The organism is Brevundimonas sp. MF30-B, assembly GCF_004683885.1.
Taxonomy (GTDB): Bacteria; Pseudomonadota; Alphaproteobacteria; order Caulobacterales; family Caulobacteraceae; genus Brevundimonas.
This window is the reverse complement of sequence record NZ_CP038440.1, coordinates 2,089,901-2,106,645: the sequence shown is the minus strand read 5'-3', so window position 1 is coordinate 2,106,645 and position 16,745 is coordinate 2,089,901. Positions and strand designations below refer to the sequence as shown.

The 16,745-nt window shown below is 67.6% G+C and carries 15 protein-coding genes; 9 read left to right on the top strand and 6 right to left on the bottom strand.

The window, feature by feature from the left end; genetic code table 11:
- Positions 1 to 2 precede the first annotated feature (2 nt).
- Positions 3 to 2,648 (top strand): TonB-dependent siderophore receptor, encoded by a 2,646-nt coding sequence (locus tag E4M01_RS10700; RefSeq protein ID WP_135064927.1) that lies wholly within the window; start codon positions 3 to 5, stop codon positions 2,646 to 2,648.
- Between the two features lie 40 nt (positions 2,649 to 2,688).
- Here the strand turns inward: E4M01_RS10700 and E4M01_RS10695 are convergent, their stop codons facing one another.
- Positions 2,689 to 3,357, bottom strand: coding sequence for a J domain-containing protein (locus tag E4M01_RS10695; RefSeq protein ID WP_135064930.1), 669 nt, complete (start codon positions 3,355 to 3,357; stop codon positions 2,689 to 2,691).
- 45 nt (positions 3,358 to 3,402) lie between these two features.
- Between E4M01_RS10695 and E4M01_RS10690 the strand changes: the two genes are divergently transcribed.
- From E4M01_RS10690 to E4M01_RS10665, 6 genes are all read left to right on the top strand, one after another.
- The gene (locus E4M01_RS10690; protein WP_135064933.1) at positions 3,403 to 3,699 is read left to right on the top strand and encodes a BolA family transcriptional regulator; all 297 of its coding nucleotides are present in this window, start codon (positions 3,403 to 3,405) and stop codon (positions 3,697 to 3,699) included.
- A gap of 76 nt (positions 3,700 to 3,775) precedes the next feature.
- Entirely contained in the window at positions 3,776 to 5,581 is a 1,806-nt protein-coding gene (locus E4M01_RS10685) for an ATP-binding protein (RefSeq protein ID WP_135064936.1), read from the top strand.
- Between the two features lie 39 nt (positions 5,582 to 5,620).
- Complete coding sequence (locus E4M01_RS10680; protein WP_135064939.1) at positions 5,621 to 7,315, top strand: cisplatin damage response ATP-dependent DNA ligase; 1,695 nt, start codon at positions 5,621 to 5,623, stop codon at positions 7,313 to 7,315.
- A 40-nt stretch (positions 7,316 to 7,355) separates the two neighbouring features.
- On the top strand, positions 7,356 to 8,330 hold the full coding sequence (locus E4M01_RS10675; protein WP_135064942.1) for a mechanosensitive ion channel family protein: 975 nt from the start codon (positions 7,356 to 7,358) through the stop codon (positions 8,328 to 8,330).
- Positions 8,331 to 8,333: 3 nt separating this feature from the next.
- On the top strand, positions 8,334 to 9,350 hold the full coding sequence (locus E4M01_RS10670; protein ID WP_135064945.1) for a low specificity L-threonine aldolase: 1,017 nt from the start codon (positions 8,334 to 8,336) through the stop codon (positions 9,348 to 9,350).
- A 240-nt stretch (positions 9,351 to 9,590) separates the two neighbouring features.
- Entirely contained in the window at positions 9,591 to 11,471 is a 1,881-nt protein-coding gene (locus E4M01_RS10665) for an ABC transporter ATP-binding protein/permease (protein ID WP_135065195.1), read from the top strand.
- On the opposite strand, the gene E4M01_RS10660 is transcribed toward E4M01_RS10665, so the two are convergent.
- The 4 genes from E4M01_RS10660 to E4M01_RS10645 all read right to left on the bottom strand — a co-directional run bounded on the left by E4M01_RS10660 (position 11,468) and on the right by E4M01_RS10645 (position 14,573).
- Entirely contained in the window at positions 11,468 to 11,944 is a 477-nt protein-coding gene (locus E4M01_RS10660; RefSeq protein WP_135064948.1) for a chemotaxis protein CheE, read from the bottom strand. The two genes, E4M01_RS10665 and E4M01_RS10660, sit on opposite strands and share 4 nt — an antisense overlap.
- Positions 11,941 to 12,525, bottom strand: a complete 585-nt coding sequence (locus E4M01_RS10655; protein ID WP_135064951.1) for a response regulator — start codon at positions 12,523 to 12,525, stop codon at positions 11,941 to 11,943. Before E4M01_RS10655 ends, E4M01_RS10660 begins: the two co-directional genes overlap by 4 nt.
- Positions 12,526 to 12,641: 116 nt before the next feature.
- Positions 12,642 to 13,592, bottom strand: a complete 951-nt coding sequence (locus tag E4M01_RS10650) for an acetyl-CoA carboxylase carboxyltransferase subunit alpha (RefSeq protein WP_135064955.1) — start codon at positions 13,590 to 13,592, stop codon at positions 12,642 to 12,644.
- 84 nt (positions 13,593 to 13,676) lie between these two features.
- Positions 13,677 to 14,573: a site-specific tyrosine recombinase XerD gene (locus E4M01_RS10645; RefSeq protein ID WP_135064958.1), complete on the bottom strand. Its 897-nt coding sequence runs from the start codon at positions 14,571 to 14,573 to the stop codon at positions 13,677 to 13,679.
- A 98-nt stretch (positions 14,574 to 14,671) separates the two neighbouring features.
- Here E4M01_RS10645 and E4M01_RS10640 point away from each other — a divergent pair, with 98 nt between their 5' ends.
- Together E4M01_RS10640 and aroB are read left to right on the top strand one after the other, a co-directional pair.
- Entirely contained in the window at positions 14,672 to 15,235 is a 564-nt protein-coding gene (locus E4M01_RS10640; RefSeq protein WP_371682924.1) for a shikimate kinase, read from the top strand.
- A complete protein-coding gene (gene aroB / locus E4M01_RS10635; protein ID WP_135064961.1) occupies positions 15,232 to 16,332 on the top strand; it encodes a 3-dehydroquinate synthase in 1,101 nt (366 codons plus the stop codon). The genes E4M01_RS10640 and aroB overlap by 4 nt, the downstream gene beginning before the upstream one ends.
- Positions 16,333 to 16,341: 9 nt before the next feature.
- Here aroB and E4M01_RS10630 read toward each other — a convergent pair whose 3' ends face one another.
- Positions 16,342 to 16,743 carry an MliC family protein gene (locus E4M01_RS10630; protein WP_135064964.1) on the bottom strand — a complete coding sequence of 134 codons (402 nt, stop codon included), beginning with the start codon at positions 16,741 to 16,743 and terminating at the stop codon, positions 16,342 to 16,344.
- Positions 16,744 to 16,745: the final 2 nt, after the last annotated feature.

The following is a 16,745-nucleotide window of genomic DNA, read 5'->3' as shown; positions in this document are numbered from 1 at the left end:
CGATGATTCACGCCCTGATTCGCCGGCGCACCGCTTTGCGTGCGACGTTGCTGGTTTCCAGCCTGATCTCCGCGCCTGCCTGGGGCCAGTCTCTCGTCGAGTCTCCGCGTCAGCCGGTCGAGCAGGTCGACGAGATCGTGGTGACGGGATCCCGGCTTGCGGGGGCTCAGCGCTTAGCGCCGGTGGAAATCCTGGATCTGACAGGCCAGACTGGCCTGGGCGGCGATGCGTCACGTCTGGTCGAACGGCTGACCGCCAACTCCGGCTCGGAGGCGCAGGTCGATCAACTGAACCAGCCGCAGAGTTCCGGGACGGCTCAGTTCAACCTGCGCAATCTCGGCCTTGGCTCGACCTTGGTTCTGGTCGACGGACAGCGTTGGACAACCAGCGCCGTGGTTGCGACCGACGGCGCGGCCTTCGTCGACATCAACTCGCTGGTACCGACAATCGCCCTTCAGCGGGTCGAGGTGGTCAAGGACGGCGCTTCCGCCTTGTATGGTTCCGACGCCGTGGCCGGGGTCGTCAACTTCGTCACCCGCCGTGCGGTGCAGCGGCCGGAGCTTCGGGCGCAGCACGGTTTCGGTCGCGGGTTCGGCGAGACGACCCTGCAGGGGCTTGCGGGTCTGCGGCTTGGTGACGCCGATCTGACGCTGGCGGCTTCGTACTTCCATCGTTCGGCCCTGGCGTCTGACGAGCGCGACTACACTCAGGCGGAACGTTATGGCCGCGCGCCGTGGACGGCGGTGACGAGCTACGGTCAGCCGGGATCCTATTTCCGCCCGAGCGCAAACGCGTTCGCGCCGGACCCTGACTGCGACAATCCCGCGTTTAGCGAAGCGTTTCGCACGGGGCCCGGCGACACCTTCTGCCGGCTGGACTATTCCGACTTTTTCGACCTGGCTCCCGAAGAGACGCGCGCTCAGTTGTTCGCCGATTTACGCGCGGCGGCGGGACCGGTCGATCTGTGGATTCAGGCCGCTGGCTCGGATACCTACACTCGGGCGCGCCAGTCGCCATCTCTGCCTATTCTGGCGCGTAGTCTGACGGTTCCGGCCGGCCATCCCGACAATCCCTTCAACGAGGCGGTCCAGTTCCGCGGTCGGCTGCTGGGTGCGGAGGCGGGCGCCTCATACGCCGATTTCGATTATCGAACCTGGCGGCTGGCCGGCGGCGCGTCCGGACAGGCGTCGGGTTGGCGCTGGGCGGCCTCTGCGACGGCGAGCCGCCAGAACGTGGCTTATGACAAGCCCGATGTGATCGGCTCCGCGCTGCAGAATGCGCTGAGCGGGCTGGGTGGGGCGGGATGCGACGCGGTGGCCGGCGTGCCCGGTGTAGGCGGGTGCGTCTATTTCAATCCGTTCGGCAGCGCTTTTCTGGGCACAGGGACGGCCAACAGCCCGCAACTGATCGCCAGCCTGATCGGCTCCACCGGCCTGCGCGGCGCCTCAACACTGTCCACGGCTGACGTCCAGGCGGACCGACCCGTGCTTGAGCGGGACTGGGGGGCTCTGGATTTGGTGGTCGGCGCACAGGTGCGCGAGAGCCAGTTCCGTCAGGACTGGAGCGATCTGGTGAATGCCGGAGAGCTTCTAACCGCTGGCTTCTCTCCTGATTTTGACGGACGCCAGCGCGCCTGGGCTGTCTATGCCGAGGCGCGGGCGCGGCTGGGTGATCGTCTTGAAGGGCAGGCCGCGTTGCGAAAAGAAGCGCAAGGAGGCCAAGACGCGCTCAGTCCACGGATCGCCGCCCGCTGGCTGGCCGTGCGAGACCTCGCGCTGAGGGCGTCATGGGGCCGCGCATTCAAGGCCCCGACCGTGTTCACCACCCAGGGCGCGCAAGCGTCTCAGCCTTCCGTTTTCGACCGCGGCGCCTTTGTCTTCGTGAACACCTTGACGTCTGGCGATCGCGACCTGAGGCCTGAGCGATCAAATAGCCTGAGCCTTGGCGCCGTGTGGACGCCGAGCACGGGTTTCACGCTGACGCTGGACGCCTGGCGGTTCGAATATGAGGACCTAGTGGTCAAGCGGTCGGCCCAGGCCGTCATCGACCAGGCGGCCCGCGATACGGCTGAAGGCCTTTCCGGCACGTCCGCGCAGAATCGTCTAACCCGTTCGCCGAGCGGCGCCCTGACCTTCGTCGCCCTGGATTTTATCAACGCTTCAGCCGTGAAGACCCAGGGGCTCGACTTCGCCCTTCGCCATGAGCGCCCGCTTGGCGCTGGCGTACTCGCCGTGGCGGCGACCTGGACCTATATCGATCGCTACGACATACGCCTGACGCCCGGGGCCGCCGCGCTTTCGGCGGTCGGCTCGACCAATCTGACCACCTTGGCCCGCTCCATGCCGCGCAATCGCGGAGAGGCGACCCTCGGCTGGCATGGCGCGCGCGATCGGATCAATCTGGCTGCGCGCTATACTCACGGCTACCGCAATGACCGTAGCGGGATCACACGGACGGATATCGGCAGTTCCGCAGTGCTGGACTTGAGCTACGCGCGGGTGGTTGACGACCGACTCGAGGCGAGGATTTTCGTCCGCAACCTGACCGATCGCGACCCTCCGCTTGCTCAGTTCGCCTTGGGGTATGACCCCGTCGTCGCCGATCCCAGAGGACGTGTGATCACGCTTGAGATCGCGAAAGGCTTCTGACGCCGGCCCGCCGACTGAACTCACGCGGTGGGGCGCGGCCTCAGGTCAGGCCGGCCTTTTTCAATGTCTTCCAGGCCTTGATCACACGCTGCAGCTTCTCTTCAGCCGCTCTGTCGCCTCCGTTGGTGTCGGGGTGACAGCGCTTGAGCAGTTCATGGTAGCGCGTCTTGATGAGGCTCTTATCGGCGCCCGGCTCCAGATCGAGATCAGCAAGGGCGCCGCGTTCCAGCTTGCCGATGCGTCGGTCGTCAGTTGGAGCCTTGCCGGCCTGGTCGCCGCGCCGGCCGAACAGACCAAAACTGTCGCGCCACGATCCTGTGCCCGCATTATTGGCTGTGCCCATCTTCGCGGCGAAGGCGGCGGCCTCGCGGCTGGCTCTGCCCGCCTTCATCTCCCAGGTTGGGCGGCCACCCGTCATGGCCTCATTCTCCTGCGCAGCGCGGATTTCCCCCTCGCTCATGCCGGCGTAGAAGTTCCAGCCTTTGTTGTATTCGGCCGCGTGGCCTTGGCAGAAATCGTAAAAATCGTTCAGGCGTTCGCGAGACTTCGGCGCGCGTGCCGACGCCGGCCGGCTGCAGTCTGGCCACTGGCACGGCTTCTCACCGGGTTTCAGGCGCAGGACGTCGGCTTCCGCAGCCTCGTCCTCCGGCTTGGGCGGCTTCACGCGAATGTCGGTGAAGCGGGGCTTGTATTGAAACGACGCGGCCATCGCCTGAAGTGTAAGGTCGATTTGGACGCCATCAAGGAAGACGCCATGGCCGAAGGCCCGATTGCGACGATTATCCGCGAAAAACTGACTGCGGCGCTTCAGCCGCAGGTGCTGGAGATCGAGGATGACAGCGGCCGCCACGCCGGCCACCATCACGAGGGCGGCATGGACGCGCGCGAAGGCGGCGAGAGCCATTTCAACCTCACGGTTGTGTCGGATGTCTTCGAAGGACAGTCGCGAGTGGCGCGCCAGCGCATGATCAACGATCTTTTGCGCGACGAACTGGCAGGCCCAGTTCACGCCCTGTCGATCCGAGCGTCCACACCCGGGGAGGTTCTGTAAGGAACGGCGTTCATCTGGTCTTCAGTCTTTTGCGCCAGCGTCCGCTCCGGCTGAATGGGATCACGGGGAACAACCAATGGTGGGAGCAGACGGCGTCGTCGACAAGATCGCGGGCCAGAGACCCAGCGAGGCGGCCCAGGCTCTGACCGCAATTCTCCAGACGCAGTACCTGCGCTATCTCATCATCGCCAGCTGGGGGTTGGGGCTCGGCGCCACCATCGGCTGGACGCCGGCGCTTGTCTGGTTCGCCGCGACACTGACCGCCGGCGGCCTTCGCAGTTTGGTGGAGCGACGGCTCAGCGCACGCGTGGGCGCGGGTTGGGGCCTGATCTTCCCGGCCGTCGCCACGGTGACCACCTGTGTCTGGGCGGTCGCGCCGATGTTGGCATGGTATTCGAACCACCCCTTTGGCCATGCCCTGGGGGTCGCACTGATCATCACGGGCTACGTGCTGGTCTTCGCGCAGCTACGCAGTTCGCCGCGTCAGGCGATCGTCATTTCCTCCCCTTACGGGGCGGCCACGGTCGTCATCCTGATGAGCCTCTGGGGCGGGCCGTTGTTCTGGCCGGTGCTGGCCACCATTCCCTTCGTGGCCGCCTCTCTGTTCGTTCTCGTGACCATGACGCTCCTTAGGGAAGAGCGTATCCGCGCCTTCCAGGAACATCAGGCGCACCTGATTGAAGAACTGGAGGCCGCGCGCGATCGTGCGGACGCGGCCAATGAAGCCAAGTCCAACTTCCTCGCGGTCATTTCCCACGAGTTGCGGACGCCGATGAACGGCGTTCTAGGCGCGGCGCAGCTCTTGTCGTCCACCCGACTGGAGGGGGTTCAGCGCGAGTATCTGTCCATCATCCGAAATTCGGGCGATAACCTTCTGAGCCTGCTCAACGACATCCTCGATGTGACCAAGATCGAGGCCGGCAAGATGACCTTTGACGTCGTGGATGTCGCCGTGGCCGAGCTCCAGCGTCGTGTGAGCGGCCCGTTCGAAGCTCAAGCCGAAGCCAAGGGTTTGAATTTCATCAGTGTTGTCGAGGGCGATCTTCCGGCGGTCGTGCGCGGAGACCCGTTGCGGGTCTGCCAGGTCATCCACAATCTGCTCTCGAACGCGGTCAAGTTCACCGACGCCGGCGAGGTCCGCTACACGGTTCGCGCTCGACGGATCACCGAACGTCGCGTCGGCTTCGAGTTCGAGGTGCGTGACAGCGGAGCCGGCATTGCGCCCGAAGACCTGGACCGGCTGTTTCAACCCTTCACCCAAGTGGACGCCTCGTCCACGCGCCGGTTCGGCGGCACGGGCCTGGGCCTGACCATCGCTCGGCGAATGGCGAACATCATGGGCGGAGATATCCATGTGACGTCCGCCCTGGGTCAGGGCTCGACCTTCACCTTCACATGTGAAGCCGAGGTTGTGGAGTGGGGCCGCCTAGAGACCGCCGAGGTCATCGAGGCCGAAATAGCGGACGGCGAGACCCTTCGCGTGCTTGTGGTCGAGGATCACCCGGTCAATCGCATGATCTTGGAAGCCTGGCTTGGCTCCGCCGGTCATGCAGCTCTGACTGCCGAGAACGGCCAGGTCGCGGTCGGGATGGCCGTGGCGGAGCGGTTCGATCTGATCGTGATGGACGTGAACATGCCGGTGATGGACGGGCTCACCGCTACGCGGCTGATCCGCGAGAGCGGGGCCAATGTCGATACGCCGATTGTCGTGCTGTCGGCCTCGGCGAGAACGGAAGACCATCAGGCGGGCATCGACGCAGGCGCCGACGCCTATTTGAACAAGCCCATCGACTTCGCCGCTCTGGCCGGCTTGATGGGCCGCGCGCGCGGCGGCCGGGCCTTGGTGCGGGCTGGAGGCGAAGCCGAGTCATTGGCCGCCTGATCGGAACCTTAACTGGGCGAAGGTTTTGAGCCCAGACCCATGCGCGCCTTTGCCGAACTGCTGGATCGTTTGTCGCTGACCGCTTCGCGCAACGCCAAGCTGGTGCTGCTGCGCGATTATCTGAAGGCCACGCCCGATCCCGACCGCGGCTGGGCCCTGGCGGCCCTGACCGGCGAGCTCAGCTTCGCGGCCGCCAAGCCGGCCATGATCCGCAAAGCGGTCGAAGGGCGGGTCGACCCGGTGCTGTTCGGCTGGTCCTACGACTATGTCGGCGATCTGGCCGAGACGGTCGCACTGATCTGGCCGCGCGATCCAGCCTATCGCCCCAACCGCGAGCCCGAACTGTCGGAAGTGGTCGAGGCGCTGTCGCGCGCGGGGCGCAATGAGGTGCGGCCCCTGATCGAAGGCTGGCTGGATGCGCTGGAGCCCAAAGGGCGCTGGGCGCTGCTCAAGCTCGTCACCGGCGCCCTGCGGGTCGGGCTGTCGGCGCGTCTGGCCAAGACGGCGGCGGCGATGATCCGCCCGGTCGAGATCGCGGGCTCGCCTTCGCCGGAAGGCGACGCGCCGGCCACGGCCCTATCCCCGGTCGAAGCGGCGGACATCGAAGAGGTCTGGCACGCTGTCGATCCGCCCTACGAAGACCTGTTCGCCTGGCTGGAAGGCCGCGCCGAGCGGCCCAGCCCGGACGCGCCGGGCCGGTTCCGACCGGTGATGCTGGCTGTAGCCCTGGACGAGGCGGTGGATTTCGACCGACTGGCTCCCGTCGACTACGCCGCAGAGTGGAAATGGGACGGCATCCGCGTTCAAGCCGTAATGGAGGGCGGCGTTCAGCGGCTCTATTCGCGCACGGGCGACGAGATTTCCGGCGCCTTTCCCGACGTCATGGAGGGGCTGGCGTTCGAAGGCGCGGTGGACGGTGAACTGGTGGTCTGGCGCGACGGCGTGGTCGCACCCTTCGGCGACTTGCAGCAGCGGCTGAACCGCAAGACGGTCGACGCCAAGATGATGACGGCCTATCCGGCCGCGGTGGTGGCCTATGACCTGCTGGCGCTGAACGGCGAGGATCTGCGGCATCGGCCGTTGCGCGACCGCCGCGCGCAGCTGGAGGCTCTGGTCGCCGACGGCGGTCCAAGGCTGCATCTGTCGCCGGTCGTGCCCTATGAGGACTGGCCGACCCTGGCCCGGCTCAGGGCCGATCCGCCGGTGGGCGCCGCAGCCGAAGGCCTGATGCTGAAACGCTGGGACAGCGCCTATGTGGCCGGCCGCCCCAAGGGGCCGTGGTTCAAGTGGAAACGTGACCCGCATGTCATCGACGCGGTCCTGATGTACGCCCAGCGCGGGCACGGCAAACGCTCCAGTTTCTATTCGGACTACACCTTCGGCGTCTGGACCGAGGAGGGGGCGCTGACCCCGGTCGGCAAGGCCTATTTCGGCTTCACCGACGAAGAGCTGAAGCAGATCGACAAGTTCGTGCGCGACCACACCACCGACCGCTTCGGGCCCGTGCGTGCGGTTCGCGCCGAGCGGGACTTCGGTCTGGTGCTGGAGATCGCCTTCGAAGGACTTCAGCGGTCGCCCCGCCACAAGTCGGGCGTGGCCATGCGCTTCCCACGCGTCAGCCGCATCCGCTGGGACAAGCCCGCGCGGGAAGCCGACACGCTGGATTCCGTCATGGACCTGCTGGACGCCATCGAGAGCGGCGGCGGGCGTGTCGCCCGGCCGCTTGAAGACTGATCGGTCTTCCATTCCCCGCGCCAGGCGCTAGACCCGATTCATGACCCTGCCTCTGATGCAATCCGTTGATCGCGTCGTCGACGCTGGCGAACGCGCCGTGGCGGTCGATCGCGCCGTGCTGATCAAACTGGCCGACCTGGCCGGCGACTTCGCGGTCAATCTCACCATCGCCCTGCTGATCCTGATCGCTACGGTGATCGCGTCCAAGTGGGCGTCCGGCGCGGCCCGGCGGGCATTGTCGAAGGTGCGGGGCTTCCGCCACGATCCGACCGTTCTCAGCTTCGCCGTGCAGGTCGTCCGGGTGGTCGTGTTGATCATCGGCCTGATCGCCGTCCTGCAGCGACTGGGCGTGCAGACCACCTCCATCATCGCCGTGCTGGGCGCCGCGTCGCTGGCGGTAGGCCTGGCCTTGCAGGGCACGCTGTCCAATGTGGCGGCCGGCGTCATGTTGTTGGTGCTGCGACCTTATCGCGTGGGGGAGGTGGTGGAGATCGCCAATGTCTCGGGCACCGTTCAGCGCCTGGACCTGTTCACCACCCAGCTGTCGAACGCCAACAACCACAAGATCGTCATCCCGAACGCCAAGGTGCTGAGCGACGTGGTCACCAACCTGACGGGCCAGAAAACGCGGCGCATCGAGATCAACTTCACCGTCGGATACGGCGACGACCTGAAGGCGGCGCGAAACGTGCTGGCGAACACGGCGGCGTCACATCCGAACGTCCTGGCCGACCCGCACCCCTGGACGGGCGTCACCGGCCTGCTGGACAGCTCGGTCCAGATCACCCTGCACGCCTGGGTCGACGTCGGAGACTGGTGGCAGACCAAGGCGGATCTGATGGAGAACGGCAAGACGGCCCTGGATCAGGCCGGCATCGAGATTCCCTTCCCGCATCAGGTCGCCGTTCCCTACGGCGATGAGGATGTCATGCCGGTGGTTACGGTGCGCACAGCCGAGGAGAAGGCAAGGTCCAAGGCTGAGACGCGCTCGGCCGCGGATAATGAGGAAGATTGAGACGTGCGCTACGACTTTGGGTCTGACAACACCGCCGGAATGGCGCCGGCTGCGCTCGCGGCGTTCAGCACGGCCAATGGCGGATATGCGCGCGCCTATGGCGCGGATGAGGTCACCGCCCGCGCCGCGGACGCTGTGCGCGCCCGCCTGGACGCCGACGCAGAGGTGCGCTTCGTCTTCAGCGGCACGGCGGCCAACGCCATCGCCCTGTCCATGCTGGCCCAGCCGCACGAGGCGGTCCTGGCGCATCACGCCGCCCACATCTGCACCGACGAGACGGGCGCGCCGGGCTTCTTCGGCCATGGCGTGGGGCTGATCGGCCTGCCGGGCTTTTCGGGCAAGATCGACCCCCTGACCCTGTCGGCCGCGCTTGCGGAGCCCGAGGTCGGCCACCGCCAGCCGCCCGGCGCGCTCAGCCTGACCCAGTCCACCGAATACGGCACGGTCTACTCCCTCGAAGAGCTGGAGGCCTTGATCAAACCGGCCAAGGCGGCGGGGCTGAAGGTGCATATGGACGGGGCGCGGCTGGCCAATGCGGCCGCCGCCGGGTTCGACCTGAGAGACGTGTCGCGGATGGGCGTCGACATCCTGGTGTTCGGCGGGGCCAAGGCCGGTGCCAACTGCGCCGAGGCGCTGGTGGTGTTCGACAGGTCGTTGGCGCGCCGTCTGGATAATCGCCTGAAGCAGGCCGGTCAGACCGCCTCCAAGACGCGGTTCCTGTCGGCGCCCATCCTGGGGCTGCTGGACAGCGGGGAGTGGGAGGACGGCGCAGCCCACGCCAACGCCATGGCCCGGCGGCTGGCCGAGGGCGTCGCCGAACGCAGCCGCTTCGCCTTGGCCCACCCGGTCGAGGCCAACGCGGTCTTTGTGCGCATGGACGAGGCGGCGCACGCCCGGCTGAATGCGATGGGCTGGGGCTGCTACCGCTTCGACGACGGCTCGGTCAGATTCGTTTGCTCATGGGCGACCGAGGTAGAGGCGGTGGAACGCCTGATCGAGGATATATCTTCGTTGGCCTGACCCGCTACTGCGCCAGCCCGCATGAAGGCGCGCTCCTCAAGCGGTCGAAAGCCCGTCTGCAAATGCGCTGCGCGCGCCGGCGAATAAGCCGTAGCCATGAGAACCTCCCCCTCTGGCGCCGACACTGTACTTCAAGTTGCGTTTTGTCCACGGCGCAGTTGTTGCGCGAGCGCAACAGGCGGCCATCATGAATGATGCTTCCCCCCGAGCGTCGCGACCGCCATATGCCCGGCCATGAGCATGCGTGGTGAACGATCGGGCGGGCGACGCGGCGCTCCGGAAACGCGGGCTGTGCCGGCGGCTGACGCGCCCGAAACGCCACGCCCCTTCGACGCCTTGGCCGATCTGGTGCGTCTGGTGGGCCGCTCCGGCGCGCCAGGCCTGCACTGGCGGCTAGCGGCCGCCATCGGGCTGACGCTGGCGGGCAAGGGGCTGGGCGTGCTGGCGCCGCTGATGCTGGGCGCGGCGGTCAATCATCTGGCGGCCGGGCAGGGCGCGGCGGTCGCGGTCGGCTGGGGCTTCGCCGCCTTCGCGGTGTGCTGGGCTCTGGTGCGGTTTCTGTCGTCCGCCACGCCGCAGCTGTCTGACGTGGTTTTCGCTCCGGTCCGTCAGGCCGCTCAGCGGCGGGCCGCGGCCGAGACTTTCGCCCATGCCCTGAACCTGTCGCTGGATTTTCACCAGACCAAGCGTTCCGGAAGCCTTTCGCGCACCGTCGACCGGGGCTCGCGCGCAACCGACTTCCTGCTGCGGGTGCTGGCTTTCAACCTGGTGCCGACTGGGCTTGAGCTCGTGCTGGCCGCCGGGGTCCTGGCAGGCAAGTACGACTGGCGGTTCGGCGCAGTCGCCGTCGTGGTGGTCGCGGTCTATGCGGTCGCCACCTTCGTGCTGTCCAACTGGCGGCTGGAGCACCGTCGCATCATGAACGCGGCGGATTCCGAGGCGGCGGGGCTGTCGGTCGACGCCCTGCTGAACTACGAAACGGTCAAGTCTTTCGGAGCCGAAGGCCGCGCGGCGCGCGACTACGACCGGGCGCTAGGCGCCTATGGCGATGCGGCCTTGAAGGCCAACAGCTCGCTGGCCCTGCTGAACATGATCCAGGGCCTGATCATGAACGTCGGTCTGGGCGTCATGGCGGTCATGGCGGGCTTCGAGGCGGCGGCCGGGCGAATGGGCCCTGGCGATGTGACGGCCGCCGTCCTGATCATGATCTCGCTGTATGCGCCGCTGAACATCCTCGGCTTTGCCTTTCGAGAAATTCGCCAATCTTTCATTGATATGGAGGAGATGCTGAAGGTGACGCGTCAGGCGCCGCAGGTCGCCGACGCTCCGAACGCCCACCCCTTGCCTCGACCGGCCGACGCCAGCGGCGCAGAGATCGAGTTCGACGCCGTGGGATTCCAGCACGACGCGCGCTCCAGCGGGCTGGACGATGTCAGCTTCATCGCCCGGCCCGGCACTACGACAGCCCTGGTCGGCCCGTCGGGCGCGGGCAAGTCGACCATCGTCAAGCTGGCGATGCGTCTGATCGACCCCCAGACCGGCGCGGTGCGGATCGATGGCCATGATCTGCGCGGCGTGACGCAGGAATCCCTGCGCGCCGCCGTCGCCCTGGTGCCGCAGGACGTGGCCCTGTTCAACGACACCCTGGCCTCCAACATCGCCTTCGCGCGCCCCGAAAGCGACGAGGCGGCGATCTGGCGCGCGGCCGAGGCGGCCGAGCTGGCGGACTTCATCCGTGGTCTCCCAGACGGGCTTCAGACTAGGGTCGGCGAGCGCGGCCTGAAGCTGTCAGGCGGCGAACGCCAACGCGTCGGCATCGCGCGCGCCTTGCTGGCCGACCCGTGCGTGCTGATCCTCGACGAAGCCACCAGCGCCCTCGACAGCCGCACCGAGGCCGCGATCCAGAAGACGCTGCGCCGAGCGCGCTCGGGACGCACGACGCTGGTGGTCGCCCACCGTCTGTCGACCATCGCCGACGCGGATCAGATTCTGGTGCTCAAGGCGGGGCGGATCGTCGAGCGCGGCGCACACCATGAACTGGTCGCTCATGTCGGCGGCGAATACGCTTCCCTGTGGCGCAAGCAGACACGCGGCGCCAAGGCCAACGTGATGCAGGGCTAGTCCTCGCGCGCGCCGAGCTTGTGCAGCAGCACCTGCTTGAGGTTTTCAAGAATCTGCTGGCGCGCTTCGGCGGCTTCCGGCGGCAGGGTCAGCATCAGACGCAGCGCCTGGGCGTGCACTGTGACGATGCGCCAGTCGAAGATGCGGTCGGCCCGCGCGGCGTCCACCAGATCGCACAAGCCGGCGGCGGCGGCGCAGATGTCGGTCAGTTCGAACGGGCCGGCGGCGTCGATGACCGAGCTGGCGGCGGCGTAGGCCTGCTCGCGCTTCTGGAAGGCTTCCTCAAGCGTCGTGGGCGCCGTGATGGCGGCGAGCTCGGCTACCCGCTCGGCCACGATGGCCTGGCTTTGCGCCTGAAAGGTCTGGAGATTGGCGCGCGCCTGGGTCAGGGCCACGCCAACGCTGACGCCGCCGGGCTGGTCGATGATGGACGACAGGCGGGACTTGCGCGGTATGCGCGTGACGACGGTCATGACGCCTCCTGGGTCTCGGTCGCGGCGGCGGCGGCCTGTTCCGCCTTCATTTTGGCTAGACGGATCTTGTCAGCGCGGCGCTCCTCGCCGGGCGGCGAGCCTTCGCGGAATCGCCGGTCGGGTCCGAAATAGTCGCCGACTTCCATGAAGGGCCGTGTGTCGCGCGCTACCCAGATGACGCGCTCCAGCAGGGCGGCGGCGCTGAACGGCTTGGTGATCAGAAAGTTGGCGCCGCAGTCCCGGGCCTCGGTCACCCGGTTCCGCCGCACGTGGCCCGCCGTCATGATGACCGGGGCGAAGGCGTTCGGCTCCAGGCCGGACCGGCGCAGCCAGCGCACGAACTCATAGCCGTCCATGCCGGGCATTTCGCAGTCGACGATGATCAGGTCGACGTTGTGATCTTTGAGGATGGCCACAGCTTCTTCGGCGCTGTGGCAGGCGTAGCGCGTCTTGATGCCGAACCCGAGCAGCGCGTGGGTGGTTAGGTCCATCGAAAACGAGGAATCGTCGATGACCATGGTCACGGCGCCGGACAGGTTGAACACTGCGCTTTCGCGCAGGTTTTCGCCGACCTCGCTCATGGCCGCTGTCCGTGCATGCGAATCATCGAGCCCTTCCTGCACACCCGCGCAGCCTCTCAGCGGCGGATGGACGCCGGGTTAACGCCGTTCGCCGCGGGTGATCAACCCAGCAGCACTCAGCTCAGGGCGCCGATGGCGTAGAAGCGATCAGCCCGCTGCTTGCGCAGTTCTTCGGGCGACAGGCCCGAAAGACCTTGAAGCTCTTCGGCCAAAACATCGCCGACGTTCTTCATCGCCGCGTCGCGATCGGCGTGGGCGCCGCCGGTAGGCTCGGGGATCAGGCGGTCGACGATCTTCAGTCCGATCAGGTCGGGCCCGGTGATCTTCATGGCCATGGCGGCGTCGCGGGCGCGGGCCCCGTCGCGCCACAGAATGCCGGCCGCGCCCTCGGGCGAGATGACCGAATAGATGGAATGCTCCAGCATCAGCACGCGGTTGCCCGCGGCGATGGCGATGGCCCCGCCCGATCCGCCTTCGCCGGTTATGGTGGCGATGGAGGGGACGCCCAGCGTCAGGCCGCGCTCGGTCGAGCGGGCGATGGCCTCGGCCTGACCGCGCTCCTCGGCGCCCAAGCCCGGATAGGCGCCAGCGGTGTCGACGAACGTCAGAACAGGCAGACCGAACTGCTCGGCCATGTCCATCAGACGGACCGCCTTGCGATAGCCTTCCGGCCTCGCCATGCCGAAGTTGTGGGTCAGGCGGCTGGAGGTGTCATGGCCCTTCTCATGGCCCATCAGCACGACGGATTGGCCCCGGAAGCGCGCCAGGCCGCCCAGGATCGCCTGGTCATCGCCGAACTGACGGTCGCCCTTTAATTCCATGAAATCGGTGAAGAGGGTTGCGACATAATCGACGAAGTGCGGCCGTTGCGGATGGCGCGCAACCTGGGTCTTCATCCAGGGATCGAGGTCGGCGTAGGTCTTCTTGCGAAGCTGGTCGGCCTTCTTCTTCAGGCCGGCGATCTCGGAGTCGAACGACCCAGCCGTGGGGGCCAGCAGCGACAGCTCCTCGATCTTCGCCTCAAGCTCGGCGATGGGCTTTTCGAATTCGAGGTAGTGGGTGGCCATTGGGCGTCCGGATTCAGGCGCGCGCGGCGCGTCACGAAAGGCGGCGGAACCTAGAGGCCTCAACGCCCCCGGGCAAGCGCGGGTTCAATCGTCTCTCGCCAAGGGGTGGTTGGCGCGTACCGCCTCCGCCAAACGGTCGACGGCGACGTGGGTGTAGATCTGGGTGGTCGAGATGTCGGCGTGGCCCAACAGGGTCTGCACAATGCGCAGGTCGGCCCCGCCTTCAAGCAGATGGGTGGCGAACGCATGGCGCAGCACGTGCGGGCTGACGCGGGCCGGATCGATGTTGGCGCGGATCGCCGCCTGATTCAGCAACTGGGCGAAGCGGCGGGGCGTCAGATGGCCGCTGCGGCCATGCGACGGAAACAGCCAGGCGCTGTCGGGCCGCTCGGGCTTGCGGGCGGCGTCGCGCGCCGAAAGCCACTCCTTGACCGCCTCTCGCGCCGTGGCGTTCAGCGGCGCGAGGCGCTCCTTGCCGCCCTTGCCTTTGATGATCAGGAAGGCCGGGTCGCGCCGCGCGGCCTCGACCTTGAGCGCCAGCACCTCCGAAACGCGCATGCCTGAGGCGTAGGTCAGCTCCATCAGGGCTCGCAGCCGCAGCGCGCCGTGCCCCTCGACGGTTTCGGCCGAGGAGAGCAGCCGCTCGATCTCGTCGCGCGACAGCACCTTGGGCAGGGCGCGGCCCTGGCGCGGGGCCTCCAGCCGGCGTGATGGATCGTCGGGCCGCCAGCCCTCGGCCAGGGCGAAGCGGCAGAACTGGCGCACGGCCGAGCGGCGCCGCGCCTGGGTCGCCGCTGACAGGCCCCTGCGTCCCAAATCCGCGAACCAGGCTTCGACTGCTCCTTCGTCGGCTTTCATCAGGCCTCCCGCCAAGTGCGTCTCGGCATCGGCGAGGTCTCTGGCATAGGCGGAAAGAGTGTGAGGCGACGCGTCGCGTTCCACCGCCATCATCTCGAGAAAGGCCTCGATCTGCGGCGTCACGGTTGCGCTCCGTCGCCGGCCCTGTGGCGCGGGGCGGCGCTTGGTGTAGAGGATGGACCGACCATGTCCGCCGTCTTGACCACGCCTGTCCCCAATCGCTGCGAGCCGCGCCCGTGACCGCACGCGTTTGGCGGCCGGACCGCACCATAGCCTTGATCGGCCTGATGGGTGTGGGAAAATCCACGGTCGGACGTCGTCTGGCTCAACGGCTGGACCTGCCGTTCGCTGACGGCGACGCCGAGATCGAATCGGCCGCCGGCATGAACGTCGCTGAAATCTTCGCCAGCTTGGGCGAAGCCGAGTTCCGCGCCGGCGAGGCCCGCGTGATCCGCCGCCTGCTTGACGGTCCGCCCATGGTCCTGGCGACCGGCGGCGGCGCGATCCTGAACGCCTCGACCCGTGAAGCGCTGAAGAGCCGCGCTGTGACGGTCTGGATGCGCGCCGACCTCGGCGTGGTGGCTCAGCGCGTTCAGCGCCGCGACACCCGGCCCTTGCTGCGCGGCCGCGACCCTGTGAAGGCGTTGAGCGAGCTGGCCGAGGCGCGCTATCCGCTCTACGCCCAGGCCGACATCACCGTGGATGTGGGCGCGGGGTCTCACGCCCAAGCGGTGGACGCCATCGTCTCCGCGCTGGACCGTTTCACACAGGATGCCTCGACATGACCCGCGTGACCGTCCACGGCGGCGGCTTCCGCCCGTACGAGGTGATCGTCGGCCGGGGTCTGCTTGGCCGGGCTGGCGAGCACGTCGCGCCGCTGGCGCGAGGCCGCACCGTCATCGTCAGCGACGAGACCGTCGCCGCCCTGCACGCACCCGCGCTTATGGCCGCTCTGGAGGCGACGGGCGTGCGGCCGCGTCTGATCACCGTTCCGGCGGGCGAGGCGTCCAAGTCCTTTTCGGAGCTGGAGCGCGTGCTGGACCGGATGCTGGCCATGGGGCTGGATCGGACCGACATCGTCATCGCCCTGGGCGGCGGGGTGGTCGGCGACCTCGCGGGCCTGGCGGCGGCGCTCTACATGCGCGGCATCGACTTTGTGCAGATCCCGACTAGCCTGCTGGCGCAGGTGGACTCCTCGGTCGGCGGCAAAACCGCCATCGACACGCCGCGCGGCAAGAACCTGATCGGCGCCTTTCACCAACCCCGCTTGGTGCTGGCCGACATCGACGTGCTGGCGACCTTGCCCGAGCGGCAAGTGCGGTCCGGCTGGGCCGAGGTGCTGAAGCACGGCCTGATGTGCGATGGGGACTTCTTCGACTGGCTGGCCGGGGAGGGCGCGGCCGGCGCGAGGGGCGACACGGCGGCGCTGGAGCAGGCCGTGGTTCGCTCGGTCCAGATCAAGAGCGCCATCGTGGGCCAGGACGAAAAGGAAGCCGGGCGCCGCGCCCTGTTGAATCTGGGTCACACCTTCGGCCATGCCCTGGAAGCCGAGCTCGATTTCGACGAGACGAAGCTGACGCACGGCGAAGCGGTGGCCCTGGGCTGCTGCCTGGCGTTCCGCTTTTCCGTGCATCAACGCCTGTGTTCGATCCAGGACGCGGAGCGGGTCGCAACGGTGTTCTCGGCGGCCGGGCTGCCGACGCGGCTGACGGAAGTCCGTCGATTCTCCGCATCGGCCCTGACCGCGCGCATGGCGACCGACAAGAAGGCCGAAGGCGGGCGACTGACGCTGGTGCTGGCCGACGGCATCGGGCGCGCTCACATAGCGCGGAACGTGGACGCGGACGCCGTTATGGCGTTCCTCGCCTCAGAGGCGGCCTGACATCGACGATTAGTCGACGGCGCGGCAGTCGGTCGGTTCGCGTCCGTCGGCCGTCCAGGTCGCCATGGCGCCCGCGCCGCGCAGCTCGTAGCCCGAGGCGCGGTACCAGATGCCGGAGCCCGCGCGCTCCTGATACAGGTCGACGGCTTCGCCGCTGGAGTTGCGCACCGTGGCCATCTCGCGCGGATTGTCGAAGTCGACCGAGAGACGCTCGCCGTTATTGCAGAGGTAGACCGCGCGGACGACGCGGTTCAGAGCGCGGTCCTGGATCTCGGCGCCGGTGCGGCGGCTGGCGGTCTGGGCCTCCTGAGCGCGGGCTTGGACGGCGTCGCCGTCGGTCGGCGCGTCGCGCGGCTCGGGCCCGCATGCTGAGAGAAAGAGAACGGGCAGGGCGATAAGGCAGCGCTTCATGG

What these genes read in the sequence shown, in the direction of transcription:
- E4M01_RS10700 (WP_135064927.1), top strand. Translation starts at nt 3, where the DNA reads ATGATTCACGCCCTGATTCGCCGGCGCACCGCTTTGCGTGCGACGTTG.
- E4M01_RS10680 (WP_135064939.1), top strand. Translation starts at nt 5,621, where the DNA reads ATGCGCGCCTTTGCCGAACTGCTGGATCGTTTGTCGCTGACCGCTTCG.
- E4M01_RS10695 (WP_135064930.1), bottom strand. Translation starts at nt 3,357, where the DNA reads ATGGCCGCGTCGTTTCAATACAAGCCCCGCTTCACCGACATTCGCGTG.
- E4M01_RS10665 (WP_135065195.1), top strand. Translation starts at nt 9,591, where the DNA reads ATGCGTGGTGAACGATCGGGCGGGCGACGCGGCGCTCCGGAAACGCGG.
- E4M01_RS10675 (WP_135064942.1), top strand. Translation starts at nt 7,356, where the DNA reads ATGACCCTGCCTCTGATGCAATCCGTTGATCGCGTCGTCGACGCTGGC.
- E4M01_RS10685 (WP_135064936.1), top strand. Translation starts at nt 3,776, where the DNA reads ATGGTGGGAGCAGACGGCGTCGTCGACAAGATCGCGGGCCAGAGACCC.
- E4M01_RS10660 (WP_135064948.1), bottom strand. Translation starts at nt 11,944, where the DNA reads ATGACCGTCGTCACGCGCATACCGCGCAAGTCCCGCCTGTCGTCCATC.
- E4M01_RS10630 (WP_135064964.1), bottom strand. Translation starts at nt 16,743, where the DNA reads ATGAAGCGCTGCCTTATCGCCCTGCCCGTTCTCTTTCTCTCAGCATGC.
- aroB (WP_135064961.1), top strand. Translation starts at nt 15,232, where the DNA reads ATGACCCGCGTGACCGTCCACGGCGGCGGCTTCCGCCCGTACGAGGTG.
- E4M01_RS10650 (WP_135064955.1), bottom strand. Translation starts at nt 13,592, where the DNA reads ATGGCCACCCACTACCTCGAATTCGAAAAGCCCATCGCCGAGCTTGAG.
- E4M01_RS10655 (WP_135064951.1), bottom strand. Translation starts at nt 12,525, where the DNA reads ATGAGCGAGGTCGGCGAAAACCTGCGCGAAAGCGCAGTGTTCAACCTG.
- E4M01_RS10690 (WP_135064933.1), top strand. Translation starts at nt 3,403, where the DNA reads ATGGCCGAAGGCCCGATTGCGACGATTATCCGCGAAAAACTGACTGCG.